The organism is Prochlorococcus sp. MIT 0701, assembly GCF_000760295.1.
Lineage (GTDB): Bacteria > Cyanobacteriota > Cyanobacteriia > PCC-6307 > Cyanobiaceae > Prochlorococcus.
In genome coordinates, this window is the sequence record NZ_JNBA01000015.1 from 1 (window position 1) to 20,465 (window position 20,465).

Below are 20,465 nucleotides of genomic sequence, written 5' to 3' on the forward strand. Positions count from 1 at the left end.
GCCGCCTGGCCGGTGATCTGCATCTGGATCACCTCACTGGGTGTGTGCACGATGGCCTTCAACTTGAACGGCTTTAACTTCAACCAGTCGGTTCTCGATGCCCAAGGCAGAGTTGTACCAACCTGGGCTGATGTGCTCAACCGCAGCAACCTCGGTATGGAAGTGATGCATGAGCGTAATGCTCATAACTTCCCTCTCGACCTGGCAGCTGCTGAGTCCACACCTGTGGCTCTGATTGCTCCTGCGATTGGCTGATCATCCTGCTAAATAAAAGGTTTGGCAGCAGCTGAACCTGAAAGCCCCCTCCTTAGAGGGGGCTTTTTATTGCTAAGTCGTAGCGTCTTTGAAAAGCCTCTTTTTGGGCTCAGCAAGATTCCATACTTAGTAGCTTCAGGGAACATGAAACAACCCCTGAGAGTCGTTTAGAGCGAACGGACCTATCACGTGTCTCAATTGATCACTGGACGTCAAGCCGTCCGTTTAGCCCTTGCCTTCAGCTGCCTTGGACTTCTAGGTGCCTGCACACCACCGGCCAGGATGGCGAACCAGTCCCAGGCCCAAGACTCAGACAAACCTCTTGTGCTCACCACCTTCACTGTGCTCGCAGACATGGCGCGCAATGTTGCCGGCGACCGTTTGCAGGTGCGTTCCATCGTTAAGCAAGGCGCAGAGATTCATGGTTATCAGCCCACGCCTAGTGACCTGGCCCAAGCTGTTGGTGCAGATTTGATTGTCGAAAATGGCTTTGGGCTGGAACTCTGGGCGCGCAAGTTCACTGCCGCTGCTGGCAAGGTCTCAACGGTGACTCTTAGTGAGGGTATGGAGCCGCTGTTAATTGAGGGAGATGCCTATGCAGGCAAGCCCAATCCTCATGCCTGGATGTCTCCGGAACGGGCGATGCAATACGTCGATCAACTTGTGAAAGCCTTTAGCAGTCTTGATCCAGAAGGTGCCAAGACCTTTGCCAGTAATGGTCGTCGCTACAAAGACCAGCTCCAACAACTTGATGATGAGCTAAGGACATCTCTGGCAACGATTCCAGCCAAACGTCGTTTTCTGGTGACGTGTGAGGGCGCCTTCACCTACTTGGCAAAGGATTACGGCATGGAGGAGTCTTACCTTTGGCCAGTCAATGCCGAGAGTGAAGTCACACCTCAGCGTATGGCCAAACTGATCAAGACCGTGAAGCTGCGTGAGGTGCCAGCGATCTTCTGTGAAAGCACTGTGAGCGACAAGGCTCAGCGTGAGGTCGCACGGGCTAGCGGCGCTCGGTTTGGCGGTACATTCTTTGTTGATTCTCTTTCGCAAGCCGATGGGCCGGCCTCGACCTTGCTCGATCTTCAACGACATAACGTTGGTCTGATTCTGGATGGCTTGGTACCAGTCAACGGCGAAAAATAATGGATCAGTGTCGTTCAATTCCTTTCGGCGATCGCCTGCGCATTGAGGCCGATCAAATTTGCGTGGATTACAACGGCGTCGTGGCGCTTTATGACGCCAGCCTGCATTTGCGGGCTGGCTGCATCTGCGGGCTAGTTGGAATGAATGGTTCTGGCAAGTCGACCCTTTTCAAGGCCCTGATGGGTTTTGTAAGACCCTCAAGAGGAACGATCCAAATCAATGGGCTATCAGTTCCCCGTGCCCAGCGCGATCAGGCTGTTGCCTACGTCCCTCAGAGCGAGGAGGTCGACTGCTCGTTCCCAATAAGCGTCTGGGAAGTGGTGATGATGGGTCGCTATGGCTCCATGAATCTCTTACGCATCCCTAGGGAATCAGATCGATTGGCGGTTTGGCATGCCCTCGAACGGGTGGAGCTCCTTGACTTAAGACACCGCCCAATTGGGGCCCTCTCCGGCGGCCAGCGCAAGCGGGCATTCCTGGCCCGCGCAATTGCCCAACGCGCCTCGGTACTCCTACTGGATGAGCCATTTAACGGTGTTGATGTACGAACCGAAAAGCTCATGGCGGAGCTGTTCCTTCAGTTTCGTCATGAGGGTCACACCATCTTGATCTCCACCCATGACCTCAGTCATGTGCGTGAGTTCTGCGATCTGGTGGTGCTGATTAACAAGACTGTGCTGGCCTATGGCGAGACGGCAGAGGTCTTTACTCCAGAGAACCTTGCGATGACATTCGGCGGCATGGTTCCAAACGTGCTGAGCGGTGGTCCGACCTCCACGGAGGACTTCAAGTAATGACAGAGCTTCTAGCAACAGCGACAGCGACAGGGCTGTCTTGGTTATTGGAACCCCTTAGTCATGAGTTCATGGTGCGAGCCTTGGTGGTGAGTGCTCTTGTTGGAGGGGTATGTGGACTGCTCTCCTGCTACATGACCCTCAAGGGCTGGGCGTTAATGGGTGATGCGGTCTCCCATGCCGTGATGCCCGGAGTCGTTGTGGCCTATGCCCTGGGGTTGCCGTTCTCGATAGGAGCCTTTGTCTTTGGGGTGGGTTCGGTGGCTTTGATTGGCTTTGTGAAGCAGAAGTCACGGGTCAAGGAAGACACTGTGATTGGCCTTGTCTTCACAGGTTTTTTTGCGCTCGGATTGGTACTGGTATCCAAAACTAGAAGCAACATCGACCTCACCCATATTCTTTTCGGCAATGTGCTGGGAATCTCGATAGCTGATATCCAGCAAACGCTTTTGATTTCTGGAATTGTGGTGGCAATTCTGTTGGTTCTTCGCAGAGATTTTATGTTGTTCTGCTTTGATCCAACCCATGCACGATCGATCGGCATCAATACAGGGCTCCTGCATTATTTGCTGTTGTCGGTGTTATCACTTGCTGCCGTTGCTGGTCTACAGACCGTAGGCATCATTCTGGTGGTTGCGATGTTGATCACTCCTGGTGCTACGGCCTATCTACTCACAGACCGCTTCGATCGCATGACCTTGCTCGCAATCCTCAGCAGTGCCCTTTCAAGTGTTCTAGGTGTCTACATCAGCTATTGGACCGATAGTTCCACTGCAGGCTGCATTGTGCTGGTGCAGACCGTTCTCTTCCTGCTGACTTTCTTATTGGCACCTCGATACGGCATTTTGAAAGTTCAGCGTTCACTTGCTCCATAGGTGTGGCAGAACAGCGCAAGTCTGACCAGAGAGGATTTGATTTTATGGGCCTCTTCAATTCGGCTCCGCTCAATGTGGTTGGAGGAACAGCAATTGCTCAATACCTAATCTCTTTTCAGATTTAAATTGAGAAGGCACGTTCTGTTCATGATGTGCACTTTCAACAGAGAATCCACTGATAACGCCTGAGACTCCAGTTCAAACAATCACTTGACTTGATCAAGAGTGGCTTTGATTGCCGCTGCTGCAGCTTTGCGGCTGTGGTTGCAATTTGTTTGCAGGCCTTATCCCTGTGACGTAAGTAGAGATTTTTGCAAGGGGGCGTGTTTCATGCAACTAGACGTCTTCTCCCTAACCAATGAGAACTCTTCTATTGCTCTGTGGCGATGGTCTGCAGCTTGTTCTTGAGAGGATTTTGGGGTCTCGGCTGTTGCGGTGTTAGGGCGCATTGCCTGCCTCTACGCTTCGATCGAGATTAAAGATGATCTGACGATTTCCGGACCAGCCTTCTGCCTAGGTTGAGGGAACACCACGTTCGTGCCCGATGCCCTGGGGTGAGGCTCTCAACCGGCGTGATCGTCAACCGGAAGTCATGGATCAGCCAGGGCTCGATCCCACTGAACATGCCAGGGCCTTGAACGGCCTGCGTCGCATCAATGCCATCAGCCGCTGTTCTGCAGGTCTATTCCACTCCATTAAGGCTCTAGCCATCCGTCAGCAAGGGCCTCCCCTACGTGTGCTCGAGCTCGCCTGCGGAGGTGGTGACACAGCGATCGATCTTGCTCTGATGGCAAAGCGCCAGGGCCTGGAGCTGGAGATTCAAGCCTGTGATTTCAACCCAGAGGCCGTACGTATTGCCCGTGCTAATGCACGGAAACGCAGTGCCAAATTGACATTCTTCTCTGCCGATGCACTCTCTGAAAGCGTTGATGATCAATCATTCGATGTGGTGTTCTGCACCCTGTTCACCCATCACTTGGACGACAGCGACGTGGAACGGCTTCTCGCCAGAATGGCAACAAGAGCCCGCAGGCTTGTGCTGGTTAATGATCTAATCCGTAGTCGTCTGGGCTACGTGATGGCCTGGGCTGGAACACGTCTTCTTAGTCGCTCCTGGGTGGTCCACACCGATGGCCCCCTTTCGGTTCGTGCCGCTTTCCGTCCTGCGGAAATCATGGCTTTAGCCCGGCGCGCAGGTTTGGAGGGTGTTCAGCTGCATCGCTGCTGGCCTGAGCGTTACCTGCTCAGCTGGGAGCGTCATTGAGATGCAGGATCTGTGGGATGTACTGGTGGTTGGGGCCGGTCCTGCAGGGGGGCTAGCCGCCCTGGATTGCGCACGGCGAGGATTAAGGGTGTTGCTTGTGGAAAAACGAGCTTTCCCCCGTTGGAAAGTATGTGGTTGCTGCTTTAACAAACAGGCGCAGGCGACTCTCAACTCTCTGGGACAGAACAATCTGATCGTTGATCGCGGCGGCGTACGACTGCAAACCCTTCGCCTCGGCCTGAATGGTCGTCAAACGTCTCTTGCCATTCCCGATGGTTTTGCTCTCTCCAGGGAACGGTTCGATCAGGCACTGATGAACGCGGTGATTGAAGCTGGGGCCTCCGTTCGCTGTCAAATGAGCGCCGGGGTCGAAGAAGTCCAACCGGGCTGGCGGATTGTGCGGTTGAAGGATCAGTGCAGCGGTCAGCAAAACCTCGTCAGGGCGCGTGTCGTGCTTGTCGCAGCTGGGCTTGCCCAGCGTTGCTTACCCGAGCAGGATGCCGGCATCACCAGGATCCGAAGTCGTTCCAGGGTTGGGGCCGGTTGTGTTCTTGCTGATGATGAGAACCGCTACACCGCAGGCGCCATTCACATGGCAATCGGTGAACGTGGTTATGTGGGACTGGTGCGCAGAGAGGACGGTTTACTCAATCTGGCAGCAGCTTTCGATCGGCAGGCGCTAGCCCATGGACAAGGAGCGGCTGGCGCCACCCACGAGGTGCTTATGCAGGCTGGTTTCCCACCTCCTGCTGCTCTGAATCAGGGGCGTTGGCAACTAACCCCAGCTCTTAGTCGCGGCGCTGAGGTTGTGGCCGGTGAGCGCTTTTTGGTGATGGGTGACGCCGCGGGTTATGTGGAGCCATTTACCGGTGAAGGAATGGCCTGGGCCCTCACTGCAGGGGCCGCAGCGGCACCATTCGTTCAGGAAGGGCTACGCCACTGGAGTCATGATCTGGAGAAACGCTGGAAGAGAGAGCTGAATCTGCGGATCGGTCGTCGCCAACAGATCTGTCGCACTCTGGCCATGGTGCTGAAGCAGCCAAAGCCGACGAGTGCATTGTTTGAACTCAGCAAACGCTGGCCGGCCCTTTCTGAACGGGTTATTGCCAGCCTGAACCATGTGAGCCTCCCCCCCTCAGGAAGTCAGCAATGCCTCTGACCATTCTCGGCATGGGAACGGCAGTGCCGGAACAACAAGTGAATCAGAGCGATTCCATGGCGCTTTCAGAGTTCGTGAGTGCCGACAGTCCAGAACGAGCGGCACTGGTCCGCCGGATTCAGCGACGAACTCAGGTTCAGAACAGGGGCAGCGTTCTGCTGGGAGACGACGCGAGTGAGCCGATCAGCCAGCGTTTGCCCTTCTACGGGGCCGAAAGCCCCACTACTGCCGCAAGGATGAACGAGTTTGATCACCATGCTTCAGCGCTGGCAATCAATGCATGCCGTCTTGCCCTTGAGGAGGCCGAGCTAGCAGCTGATGTGATCACTCATCTTGTGACCGTTTGCTGTACCGGATTCAAGGCTCCGGGTGTTGACCTTGCTCTGATCGACCAACTTGAACTTGACCCCGGTGTTCAGAGAACCCATGTGGGATTCATGGGCTGTCACGGTGCCTTGAACGGTCTACGTGTGGCGCGGGCATTCGCTGAAGCTGATGCCAACGCTGTGGTGCTGCTGTGCTCTGTCGAACTGTGCAGTCTCCATCTGCATTACGGCTGGGACCCCGAGAAGGTGGTAGCTAACGCCCTGTTCGCTGATGGAGCCGCAGCTTTGGTTGCTTCTCAAGCTTTGGCGCAATCGAAGGGATCTCTGACACTGAAGGCTTCTGGCTCCACCGTGATTCCTCACACCAGCAATCTGATGCATTGGCAGGTCGGAGATCATGGCTTCGCTATGGGCTTGTCACCACAGGTGCCAGAGGCGATAGCTGGTGCATTGCAACCTTGGCTGAGCAGTTGGTTGAGGGGGCAAGGATCCGATCTGACTGACATCCGCAGCTGGGCCCTCCACCCGGGGGGGCCGAGGATCCTGCAGGCCTGCGCCGACGCCTTGACCCTGAAGCATGAGCACCTGGCTGAATCCAGATCCGTCCTTCAAGCTCACGGCAACATGTCTTCGGCCACCGTTCTTTTCATTCTTGAACGCATGCGTCATAAAGCTTGCAGCGGACCTTGTCTGGCACTCGCCTTTGGTCCAGGCCTTTGTGCCGAAGTGGCATTGTTCGATCTCTGCAACAGCAACTGAATTCGAACTTCGGATCGGAATTCAGGGCTACTGACTTCTTCTTTCAGCGAAGATCCTGTGTGCGCAAGGGGGAAGACGGAGCAAACACTGGTATTAGAACGAGTTAAGTCTAAAAAACCAATAGAGTCCCGTCTTGATGGTGATGAAGCTCTGGAGCAACTAAGCCATAACAAGTACTGAAAATTGGATCGAGCAAATAATCAGGGCAAGTTCACCAAGTGTTGTGGGTTTTCAGGGTTCGTCAAAGGCGGGAAGGAAATTGAATCATGAATGGTGATTTACACAGTGGCTCGCCAAACCCAACATCAAGAGAAAGAGCTAAGTAAATGTTGCTTTAGTAGTGAATTTCGACTAGGGACAACTCTTGAGTTTGTCACCTGTTCGGAAACAATACAGACTCTTCAAATTGATTTCATTTATAATCAAACAGCTTCTAAATATTAGACATAGAGAAATCAATTATAGATAAGAGTGAACAGACAAAGAAGGCTAACTATTCTTAATATGAATACTCCCCTCAGTCCTTTAATTGCACCTACAAGTTCAGGCTATCATCAACAAATAAATATACAGAAATCATCACTGGCCGACGATAACTGGAGGCATCCGACCATTCAAACCTGGCACAACCTGAGTTTTGCCATCCCATTTGTCAAGAAATAGCTTATAAAGCACCCTGTCATTGAGACCTCTATTAAGAGTCTCAAACTTGATTGCTTCTTGCCCTGCGATCTTCACTTCTGTTTGTGCCTTTAATAATTGCTGTTCGGCTATTTGCTTCTGTTCAATTGCGGAACGATATTCTTCTGCGATTTTTAATCCAGTTAAATCGAGACCTTTAACCTCAACATAGTCAAACTTTGCTAATTCAGCAGATGCATTGGTTTCTACAATCTGAGAGATATTATTCCAATCAGTTGCAATGGTTACGAGTTCATATTTTGAAAACACAGACTTCAGAGCCTTGAGCAATGATGGCTGGATGATCCGTTCATAAATCTCAGCATTACCTGTTGCGATAGTACTATAAATCCTTGGCGCTTCAGACTGCTTTACAGCATACTTAATGGTTGCAGTCGCCTCTATAACTTGCAGATCTTTAGTTAAGCTAGAGAAGTTTTCTGGACGAACTTGTGTTCTTATGTTGAAGAAATGAACTGATTGAACAAAGGGTATCTTTAGGTTTAAGCCAGGCAGCCGTGGATTTTTACTAACCTTCCCAAGCGTCGTTACGACTCCTACTTCACCAGCAGGCACTACGAATATTGACGAGAGACCAACAATGGCTGCAATTGAACCTCCTACAATCATCACCGTAGGAGCAACGCCTGCTCGGACTGATGAAATGTTGTTGATTGGTGAACGCATTGAATCTACTTTGCAGCAGACGTAAGCATAGGTGTTTATCAATGAACATGAGGGAAAGCCATGGCAATCCAAAAGGTTCAATTGACTTGGGATAGAAGAGTCAATAAGTTTTCAATGTATAGCAAGACAATCAAGGGAGTTCACTTATTTCGTCAAAACCTTGCAGTATTTTTCATCGCCATCGTTTATTGACAACTTTCTATAATTATGGTTGGTTACGAAAGGTTGATATTGTACATGACCTTGATAGATTAAATAATCATAGCAAGATTGCGATGCAAGCAGCACAGCTCAAAGTTTTTCTTGCCAAGCTCAAATCAGAACCATTACTGCAGAGCCAATTAACTGCTGAAGGTGCAGATATAGTCTCAACTGCGAAAGTCGCTGCGCTCTTTATTGACTCAAATGAGTCCACGGCAGAAGCTGTGATCGATCTTTCTGATCAAGAGATTAAGGACCAAATTTTCGATGCCCTCAACAAAGGGAACAATCCATCGATTAGCCCAATTCTCATATGGGCTACTTTACTTACAGTACTCTTGATTTTAATTGGTGTCTTCTTGAATCTCAAATACTGAGTAAAGTCTATCAGCTCTAAAAAAGCTCAGTTCTATTTGGATTGAATTCATTCTAGATCTATCTTTTATTAGAATTACCAGACTCGAAGCAGAGATCTACGAATGAATCCTCCTTAGTATTAACGATATCGACTATGCATTTCAGGCCATCTTCTTTTGCAATCTTTATATAATCAATACTTAGATCAATGATCTGCTGTCAAAATTAGCCTCAGAAGTACCAGAGTCAACAATTAACTTAATGATAAGTATTTGCACTTTCATGCTGCCAATCCCTACGGGGCAGGATGAGAAAAGTGAATAAGCTGATAGTGACTATTCTAATCCTTGATCTTTAAACCATTCCAGCATCTCAACCAATTCCTTCTTTCTGTCCAAGCTATTTGAATGATTTTTAGTTTTTTTTTACCTAGGCCTATGTATGGAAAAGGGTAGAAGCATTAGCTTTTGTTTTAATCTTCTCGTCGCGAAGATTAGGCGGCGGTATATGCAAGCTCCAAGGTTTCAGCTTCTGCTCTAACCCATAAGCCCATGATCACACGCTGGTCTTTTCTGGTTTAACAGGCTTTCCTTGACCTGCTGCGGGCTTTTGGTAACCGTTCTCTTTGCCGAAGTTAAGAGCCTTTCCATCAGTAGCGATATTGAAAAGCAGGCAGATCAAACCCTGGCTATTCGGCCTGGTCTTGCTGCGCAGAGATAGTCCATGCCGCTCAGAGTGAACTCCTCTGAGATAATTGGCAAGCTGCCTCAGCCTTGCGCTGTTGCGACGCATCCCGGAGTTGGGCGTCATCCAGGGACAGATTGGCTTGCTCGCCTGTTCTATCCCTAGCTTGTCCCTAAAGCCAGTTGCACAAGATGTTGACCACTTGCACAGACTGAGAGCCATGACTCCCGAGAATCAAGCTATTGCAGGGCAAGTGAGTGCAACGAAGACTGTCTCTTGGCTTGATCAAGAGTGGCCTTGGTGGCCGCTGTTACCTCTCTATCCCTATGGTCAGCGCCGCACCCTGGTACGGGAACTAATACCCAATCAGATCTGGAGTTTTGAACAACTCCAAGGGCTCTATTACGTCGCTGTGCCTGTCAGGCTCACCGTGGTGAAGGTGCCAGGTGGGTTGATGTTGTTCAATCCCCTTCCTCCTACTCCCGAGTTGCGTCGAGCTCTAGCTGATCTGGAGGCCACCCATGGCAATGTCGTCACGATTGTGCTTCCCACCGCGTCTGGCCTAGAGCACAAATTGTCTCTACCGGCTATGGCACGAGCCTTCCCACAGGCAGAGGTATGGGTTTGTCCTGGTCAGTGGAGTTTCCCAATCTCCTTGCCTTCATCTTGGCTGGGCATTCCAGCGCGCCGCACCAAGGTGTTGCAGGAGGACGGCTTTCCCCATCCGGACAGTTGTACTTGGCTCCCTTTAGGACCCCTGGATTTGGGGCTTGGCCGTTTTGAGGAGGTGGCTTGTTTTCACAAAGCTTCCGGAGCTGTATTGGTAACAGATGCTCTAGTGGGCATCGAAGCAGAGCCTCCAGCTCTGTTTGACCTAGACCCCACACCCCTGTTATTCCACGCCCGTGATCGGGGTGATCAACCCCTTGAGGATTCTCCACAAGCGCGCCGCCGAGGCTGGGCCCGTGTGGTGTTGTTCGCGACCTATCTGAAGCCAGGGCCGCTTGTGATCCCTCCCCTGTTGGAAGTGCTGCGCAATGCCTTCAGGCCCGGAACACTTAGCCCTAAAGCCCATTTCGGCCTGTTTCCATTCGCTTGGCAACCCGGTTGGGAGGAGGCGGCTCAGGAGCGTCTCGGGAAAAACGGCCCGCTCCTACAAGTTGCGCCCGTGTTGGAACGGCTGGTATTTCCAAGAGCGAAGGACGTCTTGTTGGAATGGTTGGATGAGATGCGGCGCCTGAAAGGGATGCGCTGGCTTGTGTCTGCTCACTTCAGCGACATCGTGGCCTTCAAGCCTCATCAGGTTCGAGATTTAAGTCAATCTATTTCCAGACGCCCATGGGCTATAAATCAAGCCAGCTGGAGCTTTCTAGGCAGCGTTGATCAACGCCTACTCAGCCTTGGTGTGGTGCCGAAAGATCCTCAGGCAGCCTTCAGAGATTGAGATCGTCTGTATCGACTGCCATCGCTTCATCTGAGAACAACGACTCTTCCAATTCCTTGCGTTGCTCCATCTGGCGCAAGAAATATCCAGTCATCATTGCTGATGCGAGCAAACTGGCGAGATTATCTCGACTGGCTGTGACCTTCACTTCAAATTGCTCGCCCGGGTGCATACCCAGCAAGCCCTGAACATTGTGGCGAATGATGTCCTGAATATCATTGCTGGCAGACTTTGCGACTCGCTGCAATACATCAGGGGATTGATCCTGGAGGTACTGAATTAGCCCATTACCATCCTGGCAATCGTTGTTATCGGTGGTCAGGAACTCCGGGTTGAACATCCGGTGTGCTTTTCGTCACGATGTTGACCCTATCGCAGCTAGGTCGTTAGATCCACTGTTGCCTTGGGAGGGGAACCGTATTGGACCGAACCGATTGAGTGGCCAGTACCGCCAAATAGCAGTTCCGATCACCGCTTCTTCTGGTAATGGCCCCCAGAGATGAGAGTCAAGACTGGAATTGCGGTTGTCCCCCATCACCCAGAGTTCATGCTCAGGGACGGTCACCTTCGCCATCTCGTAGTTCATTGGTGCGTCACGCCAGTCATCCTTCAAGGCGATCTCGTTGCGCCAGAGCTGACCATGATGGACTTCCAGTTGATCGCCTGGACGCCCCACCACACGTTTGATCAAGGCCGCTTTGGGGTCGTAGCCAGCATCCAGTAGTGCAGGTGGCGTGTGAAACACCACCACGCTGCCAAGCGGCAAAGGCTGCTCTTGTTGACGTGCAAGTCGAGGACGAACCTTCTCAACAAGAATGCGGTCCTTTAGCTCAAGGGTTGGCAGCATTGAACCGGAGGGAATCCAGCGAGGCTCCACCACCTGCCACCGCATCAACAAGGCCAGAACCAACCAGAGCAGCAGGCTGCGCCAGCTACCGCTTGCTTCTTTTCGAGGAGGAGAAGGTGTCGGGGTCATCGAAACTGATTAAGCCGGCCATCGCCGGTCGGTATTGACCGAGAATCGCATTGGCTAAGGCACAAGCTCTGTCTCTTGCTCACAACAATCTGTTGGTTTGCCTGAGCTTGCTCGAGGCATTTCATGCCTTGGGGCTGCGCCATCTGGTGCTTTGTCCCGGCAGCCGCTCGGGCCCCCTTGCACTTGCTGCAGGAGGAATGGCACGTACCAATCGCTTGCGGCTTAGCACTGCCATTGATGAGCGCTCTGCTGCTTTCTTGGCTTTGGGAATTAGCACTGCTACAGGCACTGCAACAGCTGTAGTGACCACTTCAGGCACCGCTGTAGCCAACCTTTTGCCTGCGGCGGTGGAGGCTGATCGATCCTGTCAGCCCCTGTTGCTTCTCACTGCTGACCGTCCCTATCGACTCAAAGACTGCGGTGCCAATCAAACGGTGAATCAGGAGACTTTCTTGAGTCCTGTCTGTCGATGGGTTGGGCAGGGCCCAAGAGAGGGGTTGCATCTTTTCAGTACAGAAACGCTGGAATCATTCGCAGAGAAGGCCTGGCAACGAGCTCATCACCCCGCAGGAGCCGTTCATCTCAATCTGCCTTTTGAGGAGCCTCTACATATCAGTGAAGAAGAGCAGAGGGTGATCTGGAAGGGGTGGTCTCCCAAGATTCCACGTTCATCTCCGATCACGCCAATAAATCTTTCAATGGCGGTTGAGGGGACTGATGGGGTTTCCGATCAAGTTCCCTCTGCATTGAATCCTTTGCGACCCGGCGTTGTGGTCGCTGGTGCTTGGCGAGGCCTAAGCAAAGACCTTTTTGCTTTTCAGCAATCGTTGCGAGAGTGGCAGGCCTTGAGTGGCTGGCCCGTGCTGGCCGATCCACTATCGGCTGTGCCCTCAGACCAACCTGGTCTAATCCGCTCCTGGGAGCTGCTTTTGGCTGCTGGGCTTTTAGGCTCTCAGGAGCAGCTTCAAGTGCTGCGTCTAGGACCAATGTCAGCCAGTCGGAGCCTTGAGGCATGGTTGAAAAGCTTTGGTGACGGTCAGCTACTGATTACAGAGGGAGACTCCCGTTGTCTCGATCCGCTTGGTTTGTCAGAGCAATGGAGTCATGGATTGACGACCTGGTGGCAACACCATCACCATCGATGGATCGATGCTGATGCCGCCTCTCAACAGGCAACCGAGTCTCTGCTGAAGAAATGGCAGATCATCGATCGTTTTGCGCAGGAGTGGCTGGATCAGCAGTTACCCCTGCAGGGTGCCATCACAGAACCAGCCCTGGCGCGCTGGTTATCCCGTCTTCTGCCAGCTGGGCTACCAATCATGTTGGCAGCCAGCAGTCCAGTGAGGGACTGGCTGGCTTATGCGGACAAGAGCTTATTTTCGGGACGATGCTTCAGTTTTCGAGGCGCGTCTGGTATCGACGGCACCCTTTCTCTAAGCATGGGTTTAGCGATGGCCCTTGGACCCACTTTGCTTGTCAGCGGCGATCTGGCTCTCCTTCATGACAGCAATGGCTGGTTGCTTGCTCATCCCCAGCGCCCGCCTTTGGTGGTGGTGTTGATCGACAATGGTGGCGGAGGCATCTTCGAGCAGCTGCTGGTGAAGACAGCTCCGAGCGAAGCATTTGAGCAGCTGTTTGCCATGCCTCAGGCGGTTGACCCTCTTGCCCTTGCAGCGGCTCATAACATTCCTCACTGTCAGGTGGCCTGTCTCGAAGACCTACCAGCAGCCTTGGAGTGGGGGCTTTTTCAGGCTGGACCTGTTTTGATACGTGTGTGCACGCATCGGGGTCAAGATTCATCGATGAGGCAACAGCTTCGCGAGGGATTGGTGATGCATCTGCAGTCGATTTCCCAAAATGGCCACATTGATCTTTGATCCCGATGGCTATGGATTCCAATCGGTTTGACATGAGGCCAAGACAGGTTTTGCCTGGCAAGCCCACGATCGAATGGGAACCCTGGGGTGAATATCAAGACGTACTGCTCGATCGCAGTTCAGAAGGCATTGCCAGGGTTGCGATTGATCGTCCGGCCAAGCGCAATGCTTTCCGGCCACGCACTGTGATGGAACTCTGTGATGCGTTCACCCGAATTCGAGACGACCAACGTTTAGGCGTGGTTTTGTTCACCGGTGTTGGACCTGCTGACGATGGCGGCTATGCCTTTTGTGCAGGTGGTGACCAAAGTGTGCGCGGCGACGGTGGCTACCTCGATGAAGAAGGTTTGCCGCGCCTCAATGTTCTCGACCTACAGCGCATCATTCGCAGCTTGCCAAAGGTTGTGATTGCACTTGTGGCCGGCTATGCGATCGGCGGTGGCCAAGTGCTGCACTTGTTATGTGATCTCAGTCTGGCGGCAGAGAATGCCGTGTTTGGGCAAACCGGTCCCAGGGTGGGCAGCTTTGATGGTGGCTTTGGTGCTGGTTACCTCGCCAGGGTCGTGGGGCAACGCAAGGCTCGTGAAATCTGGTTTCTCTGTCGTCAATACGGAGCTGAAGAAGCGCTGAAGATGGGGTTGATCAACGAGATTGTTCCCCTTGATGGCCTTGAAGCAGAGGGAGTGCGTTGGGCAAGAGAGGTGTTGCAGCACAGCCCCACAGCCATCCGCTGCCTGAAGGCCGCATTCAATGCTGAAACCGATGGCTTGGCAGGGCTTCAGGAACTAGCCGGCCAGGCCACCCATCTGTTCTATCGAACGGATGAAGCCCAGGAGGGCCGAAATGCATTTCTACAAAAACGACGTCCAGATTTTTCAGGATCAGGCTGGCTTCCCTAACAAGCCGCTCTACCAGCGTCATGATTGACGCATCGTTTGCTTTGGGGAAGGAGTTCTTGCTACCGCTTCCACTGCCGTTGCTGCCCTCCCTGATTCATGCCGCTGTTCAGGAATCTCTTCCCCAAATCGTCGCCAGCTTCCCCGTCGCTGTGATTGAACGTGAGGGGCTGCATCTGGTATTGGATCGGCGTAGCCGTCGGCTGCTTGTTTTGGAAGATGGCTCCTTAATTGAAAGCTTCTCAGTGGCGGTTGGCATGCCTGGCTGGGAGACTCCGGCAGGTGAGTTTCAAGTTTTGAGCAAGACTCCCCATCCCATTTGGGAGCATCCCCAGAGCGGTAAGCGAATCGGATCTGGGCCGAACAATCCCCTTGGCAGTCGCTGGATCGGCTTCTATCGGGATTGCAACGGCAGAGACGCTCACGATGGGGATCGTTGGCTATCGATTGATGGCTGCGTCACGTCTGGCTTCCATGGGACGCCACACCGCTGGACTGTTGGCCGGGCTGTTTCCCATGGTTGTGTTCGGCTATTTGAAGAGGACGTCCAATCCCTCTATCGGCTGGTCAAAATCGGCACTCCGCTCAAGGTGCTGCCATGATCGTGATCTGATTGAGCTGATGCACATTTAGAGTCTCGCGGCTCTCGACTGACTTGAAAATGCGCGTGCTATTTGCTGCTGCGGAATGCGCGCCAATGGTCAAGGTCGGTGGAATGGGTGATGTGGTGGGCTCATTGCCCCCAGCCCTGGCCAAGCTTGATCATGATGTGCGTCTGATCATGCCTGGTTACGGCAAGCTCTGGAGCTTGCTGGATATCCCTACTGATCCGATTTGGCGGGGTCAGACCATGGGCAACGAGTTCGCCATTTACGAGACCAGTCATCCCAGCAATGGTTTGCCCCTTTATCTGGTGGGGCATCCAGTGTTTGATCCTGAAAGGATCTACGGCGGAGAAGACGAAGATTGGCGTTTTACGTTTTTCGCAAGCGCGACAACGGAATTTGCCTGGAACGTTTGGAAACCGCAGGTGCTGCATTGCCACGACTGGCATACCGGGATGATTCCTGTGTGGATGCATCAGGACCCTGAAGTCAGCACGGTCTTTACCATTCACAACCTCAAATATCAGGGGCCCTGGCGCTGGAAACTTGATCGGATGACTTGGTGCCCCTGGTACATGCAAGGTGATCACACCATGGCGGCAGCGTTGCTTTATGCCGATCGGGTGAATGCCGTCTCTCCCACCTATGCCAGAGAGATTTGTACATCTGAATATGGGGAGAGCCTTGATGGCTTGTTGAACTACATCTCTGGAAAGCTGCGTGGGATTCTCAATGGCATTGACCTGCAGGATTGGGACCCTGCTAATGACAAGTCTTTGCCAGCCACTTTTAGTGCCGATGACCTTTCAGGTCGTGCTGTGAACAAGCAGGCACTTCAACAGCGCATGGGGCTTGAGGTCAATCCGGACACCTATCTGCTGGGGATGGTGAGTCGGTTGGTGGATCAGAAAGGTGTTGATCTTCTGCTGCAGGTGACAGAGCGGTTGCTTGCTTACACAGATTCACAGATCGTCGTGCTGGGCACTGGTGAGCGTGGTTTGGAATCCGGCCTATGGCAATTGGCGATTCAGAACCCTGGCCGCTTCTCGGTTTTCCTCACTTACGACGATGACCTAGCACGTTTGATCTACGGCGGCAGTGACGCATTTCTGATGCCGAGTCGCTTCGAACCCTGTGGCATTAGTCAGCTGTTGGCCATGCGCTACGGCAGCGTGCCGGTGGTGCGCAAAGTGGGTGGTCTTGTCGACACGGTGCCTTCTTACGACCCTATTCATAAAACCGGTACTGGATTCTGCTTCGATCGATTTGAGCCTGTTGACTTCTATACAGCATTAGTGAGGTCCTGGGAGGCGTTCCGTCATCGTGATTGCTGGCGTGAGTTGCAGCAACGTGCGATGACTCAAAACTACAGCTGGGATCGCTCCGCCCTCGACTATGACCAGATGTATCGGGATGTCTGTGGCCTTAAGGAGCCGTCTCCTGATGCGGCGGTTGTGGAGCAATTTTCTCTCGGCCAGGGTTCAGATCCTTCCCGTCAGGGTCAGGACAGCAATACGAAAAAAAGAACCAGACGCAAGAAGAAAGGGGATGATTAAAAAAAGAGGTTTAAACTTGGTTGGTGATCTTGCAGATTTGGCGGCTCTTTTGCAGACGACCCCATTGCTGCACCCCAATCTTTTCAATCTGCCGCTTGGTCGTCAGGGCTCCTGATCAGCATGAACAAGTCGCCCCGGCCAGAGAAGCAAACGGGACGACTCCCAGTCCCCTATACCAATCCCTGGGTATCCCTGCGACATGGATTTCGTGATGTCTTCGCAGACCTTGGTCTGCGACTCAGGGAACTCTGGCGTCGAAACCGGCAAGGCGAATTCTCCACACCAAGGTTCTGGCCTTCGGCAATGGCACCAATGTTCTGGCCATTGACACTTGCAAGCGTACTGATCTTGGGAGTGTTCCTCAGCAGCCTGCTCATTGATCAGCAACCTGCTGTGGCACAAGCAGATCCTGCAGAGTCATATCCCAGCAATTCAGCTGCGATGGCTGTGATGTCTAGCCCCTCCACTGCGGAGTCACAGCCTGTTGCAACGTTGTCGGAGCCTTCTGAACTGGAATCCACACAGCTTTCGGTGCCTTTGGCTGTGCCTCTTCAGCTTGAGCCTCTATTAACGATGCTTGCAGACAATGATCTCCCAAGTGGTTTGCTTCTTGCAGCCGAACCAAGACCCCTGGACAAAGATCTTGTGTTGAGGCTTAGTTCAGTTTGGAACAACCTCAATTCATCTCGACAACGTGAGCTTGCCGATCGTTGGCAGGCTCTTGCTGAGCAGCTCGGTTATGACGAACTTCAGCTTCAGGATGAGGTTGATCAACTGCTTGCCAGGACCGCAAGAGTGGGTGTGGGCATGATCATTTTCGATCAGGATTTGGCTTGATGAGACTGCGTATGGGGCAGCTGATCGAGCTTTGGGGTACTCCGATGCATGTTCATGCGTCTGACCTAGATCTTGACCAAGCTGTTGGTCCGATCTGCACAGACAGTCGTCAGTTGAGCGAAGGCAGCTTCTTCGTGCCGTTGGTGGGGGAGCATTTCAATGGTCATGCTTTTCTTGCTCAAGCTCTGAAGCTTGAGGCCCAGGCGGCTGTGGTGGCTCGCAAAGATCATCATCCAGTGCCCGAGGGTCTCCCCCATTGGATTGTGGAGGACACTCTCGAGGCTTATCAGCAGCTGGGGTTGCTGCATCGCCGTCAGTTGAATGTACCGGTGATTGCCGTAACAGGTTCTGCAGGGAAAACCACGACTCGGGAGTTGATCCGTTCTGCACTCACACCCCTTGGTGAGGTCTTGGCAAGTGCAGGCAACAACAACAACGACGTGGGTGTTCCGCTCACCTTGTTGCAGGCGCATTCAGATCATGGCGCAGTTGTAGTGGAGATGGGTATGCGTGGAATTGGGGAAATAGAACGACTCTCCTGTTGCACCCAACCAGACGTCGCTGTGATCACCAATATCGGCAGTGCCCACGTCGGTCGTTTAGGTAGTCGTGCAGCGATTGCTTCCGCCAAGTGTGAGATCACCACTTGCCTGAAACCCAGAGGAGTGATCGTTATCCCAGCAGGAGATTCACTCCTGGAAGATGCTCTTGAGCGGATCTGGCGGGGGCGGGTGATCCGCGTGGCAGTTGAAGACAATCAACAATTAGAGCGGTCAGAGATTGCAGGTCTGCATCGAAGACCTCTACCCATGGCTGACCTCGTTGGCCATGTTGACCTTGCCAAGGGTCAACTATTGCTAGAGGGAAAGGCCTACACCCTGCCTTTAGAAGGGATGCATAACGCTTGCAATTTGATGCTGGCAATCGCAGTTGCCCGTGAATTAGATGTCTGCAAGGAATCGCTAACCGATCTGAAAGTAGACGTTCCTGGTGGCCGTAGTCGACGGCTAAAAGTTGGCAACTTCACTGTTCTGGATGAAACCTACAACGCTTCGCCGGAAGCCGTGCAAGCAGCATTAGAGCTATTAGCAATTCAACCGGGACGTCACTTTGCAGTACTCGGAACCATGCTGGAGCTAGGAGACCAGAGCGTGGCTTTGCATCGCCAAGTTGCTGAACGGGCGGTAGAAGTTGGTTTGGATGGACTCGTCGTGGTTGCTGCAGGCGCAGAGGCTGAGGCAATGGCAACAGCAGCAGGGTCCTTGCCGCATTTGGCCGTCGTTGCCAACCCAGAGCAGGCTGCTCAGCCATTGCAGGCTTGGCTTGAGGCCGGCGATGTGGTTCTGCTCAAGGCTAGTCGTGGTGTCGCTCTAGAAAAATTGATCCCTTTGCTCTAAGAGGGCTAAGCCTTAATCCTCTCGTTTCACTGCCAACCATTTTTAATCAATTGTTTGGAGCGGCCAAGGGCGAGAGCACCATTGGGAACATCTTTAGTCAGCGTGGAGCCAGCTCCTACTGTGACGTCCGACCCTAAAACAATCGGCGCCACCAAAACGGAATTCGCTCCTGTTTTGCTGTTGTCACCAACCACGGTGAGATGTTTTCTCACACCGTCGTAATTTGCAGTGATAGTACCGGCCCCGACATTGACACAGCGACCAAGTTGTGCGTCACCGATATAACTGAGGTGATTCACCTTTGAGCCCTCGCCAATTTGGCTTTTTTTGATCTCCACAAAGTTGCCGATACGGCATTGATCAGCGATGTCTGCACCAGGGCGTAGGTGTGAGAAAGGGCCAATAGCCACCTCATTTCCCACCTTGGCATCACGTACAACGGAATGAAGAACGCTGACTCCATGGCCAAGGTCGGCATTCTCAATCAAGCTTCCTGGGCCAAGCTGGCAGCCATCGCCAATGTTGCAGCACCCCCTCAAGTGGGTTTGGGGTTCAATCACCACATCTCTACCGAACTGACAATCTTCACTAAGCGTGCAGCTAGCAGGGTCAGTAAAAGTGACCCCTTCCTTCATCCAATGATTACGTAGCCGTTCTTGAAGCAGCGCCTCACAGTTTGCAAGTTGGCAACGATCGTTGATGCCATTCACCTCATCAGGATCAGCTACCTCTACATGCATCGCAATAGGTAGCAACGCCACAGTGTCGGTGAGGTAGAGCTCACCTTGATCATTATCACTACAAAGTTGGGGTAGTACTGCGGCCAATTTCTTCCAATTGAAGCAGTAGATGCCTGCGTTAGTGAGATTGTTGTGGCGCTGTTCGTCACTACAGTCACGATGTTCAATGATGGTGCTTACGCGGCCTTGTTGATCTGAAAACACCCTGCCGTAGCCCGTGGGATCTGCGAGTCGGGCTGTTAGCAGCGTGACGTCGGCACCACTTGAACGATGTTCGTTCACCAAGTGTTCGATCGTGCTTGGTCGAAGTAATGGAACATCACCATTGAGAACCAAAAGCTCGCCATCAAAGCCGTCCAATACGGGCAGTACTTGCTGCACCGCATGACCTGTGCCGTTCTGAGGTTGTTGAACAACAAACTCCAAGCCTTGCCAATCAGTGAGCTGCTGTTGCACCTCTTGCGCCTGGTGGCCAACAATCAACAAACGCCGTTGAGGTTGAAGGCCCGAGCAACTGGTCAACACCCGCTCAACCAATGTGGAACCTGCGAGCGGTTGCAAGACTTTGGGCAGGCTGCTCTTCATGCGGGTGCCCTTCCCAGCAGCCAAGATGGCGACGGCGAGCATGGAGAAATTGGCGAATCGGCCGGAATCTAATTGAATTCCAACAACTTCACTGCACTTAACAGCCTTTAAGTAGGATCAGCTCAGCTTCTAGCAGTGATTATTCAGCCAGAAAGCACCAGCAAAGTAACTGCATTACTAGAAATGATACTTAGACAGCAAGCAAGTCCCTCCACGGCGAATAAAAAGTACTCATCATTGATGAGTACTCATGAAAGCAAACCTCGAAGCATGATTATGAATCCCAAACTTGAGCAGGCTTGGAGTCAAAGGTGAGGATCACCAAGCAACAATCGTGAAGGGATTATCTGATTGAATTGCATCT

The 20,465-nt window shown here is 52.6% G+C and carries 20 protein-coding genes and 1 pseudogene; 16 read left to right on the plus strand and 5 right to left on the minus strand.

The features are described from left to right. The 7 genes and pseudogenes from EV12_RS03760 to EV12_RS03790 all read left to right on the plus strand — a co-directional run. Positions 1-255, plus strand: a pseudogene (locus tag EV12_RS03760) (photosystem II q(b) protein); the annotation flags it as partial. A gap of 198 nt (positions 256-453) precedes the next feature. Continuing rightward, entirely contained in the window at positions 454-1,401 is a 948-nt protein-coding gene (locus EV12_RS03765; protein ID WP_241466518.1) for a metal ABC transporter substrate-binding protein, read from the plus strand. After that, complete coding sequence (locus EV12_RS03770) at positions 1,401-2,195, plus strand: metal ABC transporter ATP-binding protein (RefSeq protein WP_036912164.1); 795 nt, start codon at positions 1,401-1,403, stop codon at positions 2,193-2,195. Before EV12_RS03765 ends, EV12_RS03770 begins: the two co-directional genes overlap by 1 nt. Continuing rightward, a complete protein-coding gene (locus EV12_RS03775) occupies positions 2,195-3,070 on the plus strand; it encodes a metal ABC transporter permease (protein WP_036912166.1) in 876 nt (291 codons plus the stop codon). The genes EV12_RS03770 and EV12_RS03775 overlap by 1 nt, the downstream gene beginning before the upstream one ends. 544 nt (positions 3,071-3,614) lie before the next feature. Then, the gene (locus EV12_RS03780; protein ID WP_036912169.1) at positions 3,615-4,334 is read left to right on the plus strand and encodes a class I SAM-dependent methyltransferase; all 720 of its coding nucleotides are present in this window, start codon (positions 3,615-3,617) and stop codon (positions 4,332-4,334) included. Between the two features lies 1 nt (position 4,335). After that, positions 4,336-5,493 (plus strand): NAD(P)/FAD-dependent oxidoreductase, encoded by a 1,158-nt coding sequence (locus EV12_RS03785; protein WP_036912172.1) that lies wholly within the window; start codon positions 4,336-4,338, stop codon positions 5,491-5,493. Further along, complete coding sequence (locus EV12_RS03790) at positions 5,484-6,578, plus strand: type III polyketide synthase (protein WP_036912175.1); 1,095 nt, start codon at positions 5,484-5,486, stop codon at positions 6,576-6,578. The genes EV12_RS03785 and EV12_RS03790 overlap by 10 nt, the downstream gene beginning before the upstream one ends. Positions 6,579-7,157: 579 nt before the next feature. Here EV12_RS03790 and EV12_RS03795 read toward each other — a convergent pair. Beyond that, positions 7,158-7,889 carry a prohibitin family protein gene (locus tag EV12_RS03795; protein ID WP_413314936.1) on the minus strand — a complete coding sequence of 244 codons (732 nt, stop codon included), beginning with the start codon at positions 7,887-7,889 and terminating at the stop codon, positions 7,158-7,160. 245 nt (positions 7,890-8,134) lie between these two features. On the opposite strand from EV12_RS03795, the gene EV12_RS03800 reads away from it, so the two are divergent. Next, on the plus strand, positions 8,135-8,524 hold the full coding sequence (locus EV12_RS03800) for a transaldolase (RefSeq protein ID WP_241466517.1): 390 nt from the start codon (positions 8,135-8,137) through the stop codon (positions 8,522-8,524). 535 nt (positions 8,525-9,059) lie between these two features. Here the strand turns inward: EV12_RS03800 and EV12_RS03805 are convergent. Further along, positions 9,060-9,314: a hypothetical protein gene (locus EV12_RS03805; RefSeq protein WP_152562331.1), complete on the minus strand. Its 255-nt coding sequence runs from the start codon at positions 9,312-9,314 to the stop codon at positions 9,060-9,062. Between the two features lie 94 nt (positions 9,315-9,408). On the opposite strand from EV12_RS03805, the gene EV12_RS03810 reads away from it, so the two are divergent. Beyond that, a complete protein-coding gene (locus EV12_RS03810; RefSeq protein WP_052039492.1) occupies positions 9,409-10,632 on the plus strand; it encodes a DUF4336 domain-containing protein in 1,224 nt (407 codons plus the stop codon). Here the strand turns inward: EV12_RS03810 and EV12_RS03815 are convergent. Both EV12_RS03815 and lepB read right to left on the minus strand, forming a co-directional pair. After that, positions 10,622-10,972: a DUF760 domain-containing protein gene (locus tag EV12_RS03815; RefSeq protein WP_036912184.1), complete on the minus strand. Its 351-nt coding sequence runs from the start codon at positions 10,970-10,972 to the stop codon at positions 10,622-10,624. The two genes, EV12_RS03810 and EV12_RS03815, sit on opposite strands and share 11 nt — an antisense overlap. 15 nt (positions 10,973-10,987) lie before the next feature. After that, positions 10,988-11,608, minus strand: coding sequence for a signal peptidase I (gene lepB / locus EV12_RS03820; protein ID WP_036912186.1), 621 nt, complete (start codon positions 11,606-11,608; stop codon positions 10,988-10,990). Between the two features lie 50 nt (positions 11,609-11,658). On the opposite strand from lepB, the gene menD reads away from it, so the two are divergent. Genes menD through EV12_RS03850 form a run of 7 tightly spaced genes read left to right on the plus strand, consistent with a single transcriptional unit; the run spans position 11,659 to position 18,776 of the window. After that, positions 11,659-13,485 carry a 2-succinyl-5-enolpyruvyl-6-hydroxy-3-cyclohexene-1-carboxylic-acid synthase gene (gene menD, locus EV12_RS03825; protein ID WP_413314862.1) on the plus strand — a complete coding sequence of 609 codons (1,827 nt, stop codon included), beginning with the start codon at positions 11,659-11,661 and terminating at the stop codon, positions 13,483-13,485. Between the two features lie 5 nt (positions 13,486-13,490). After that, a complete protein-coding gene (gene menB, locus EV12_RS03830; protein ID WP_052039520.1) occupies positions 13,491-14,384 on the plus strand; it encodes a 1,4-dihydroxy-2-naphthoyl-CoA synthase in 894 nt (297 codons plus the stop codon). A gap of 20 nt (positions 14,385-14,404) precedes the next feature. Beyond that, entirely contained in the window at positions 14,405-14,983 is a 579-nt protein-coding gene (locus EV12_RS03835) for a L,D-transpeptidase (RefSeq protein ID WP_081939899.1), read from the plus strand. Between the two features lie 59 nt (positions 14,984-15,042). Next, positions 15,043-16,542: a glycogen synthase GlgA gene (gene glgA, locus EV12_RS03840; protein WP_036912188.1), complete on the plus strand. Its 1,500-nt coding sequence runs from the start codon at positions 15,043-15,045 to the stop codon at positions 16,540-16,542. Next, on the plus strand, positions 16,535-16,657 hold the full coding sequence (locus EV12_RS14790; protein ID WP_275040944.1) for a hypothetical protein: 123 nt from the start codon (positions 16,535-16,537) through the stop codon (positions 16,655-16,657). The genes glgA and EV12_RS14790 overlap by 8 nt, the downstream gene beginning before the upstream one ends. Before the next feature lie 5 nt (positions 16,658-16,662). Further along, positions 16,663-17,379: a hypothetical protein gene (locus tag EV12_RS03845; RefSeq protein ID WP_036912191.1), complete on the plus strand. Its 717-nt coding sequence runs from the start codon at positions 16,663-16,665 to the stop codon at positions 17,377-17,379. Continuing rightward, positions 17,379-18,776 carry a UDP-N-acetylmuramoyl-tripeptide--D-alanyl-D-alanine ligase gene (locus EV12_RS03850; RefSeq protein WP_036912194.1) on the plus strand — a complete coding sequence of 466 codons (1,398 nt, stop codon included), beginning with the start codon at positions 17,379-17,381 and terminating at the stop codon, positions 18,774-18,776. Before EV12_RS03845 ends, EV12_RS03850 begins: the two co-directional genes overlap by 1 nt. Positions 18,777-18,802: 26 nt before the next feature. On the opposite strand, the gene glmU is transcribed toward EV12_RS03850, so the two are convergent. Beyond that, complete coding sequence (gene glmU, locus EV12_RS03855; protein ID WP_036912199.1) at positions 18,803-20,143, minus strand: bifunctional UDP-N-acetylglucosamine diphosphorylase/glucosamine-1-phosphate N-acetyltransferase GlmU; 1,341 nt, start codon at positions 20,141-20,143, stop codon at positions 18,803-18,805. Positions 20,144-20,465 lie beyond the last annotated feature (322 nt).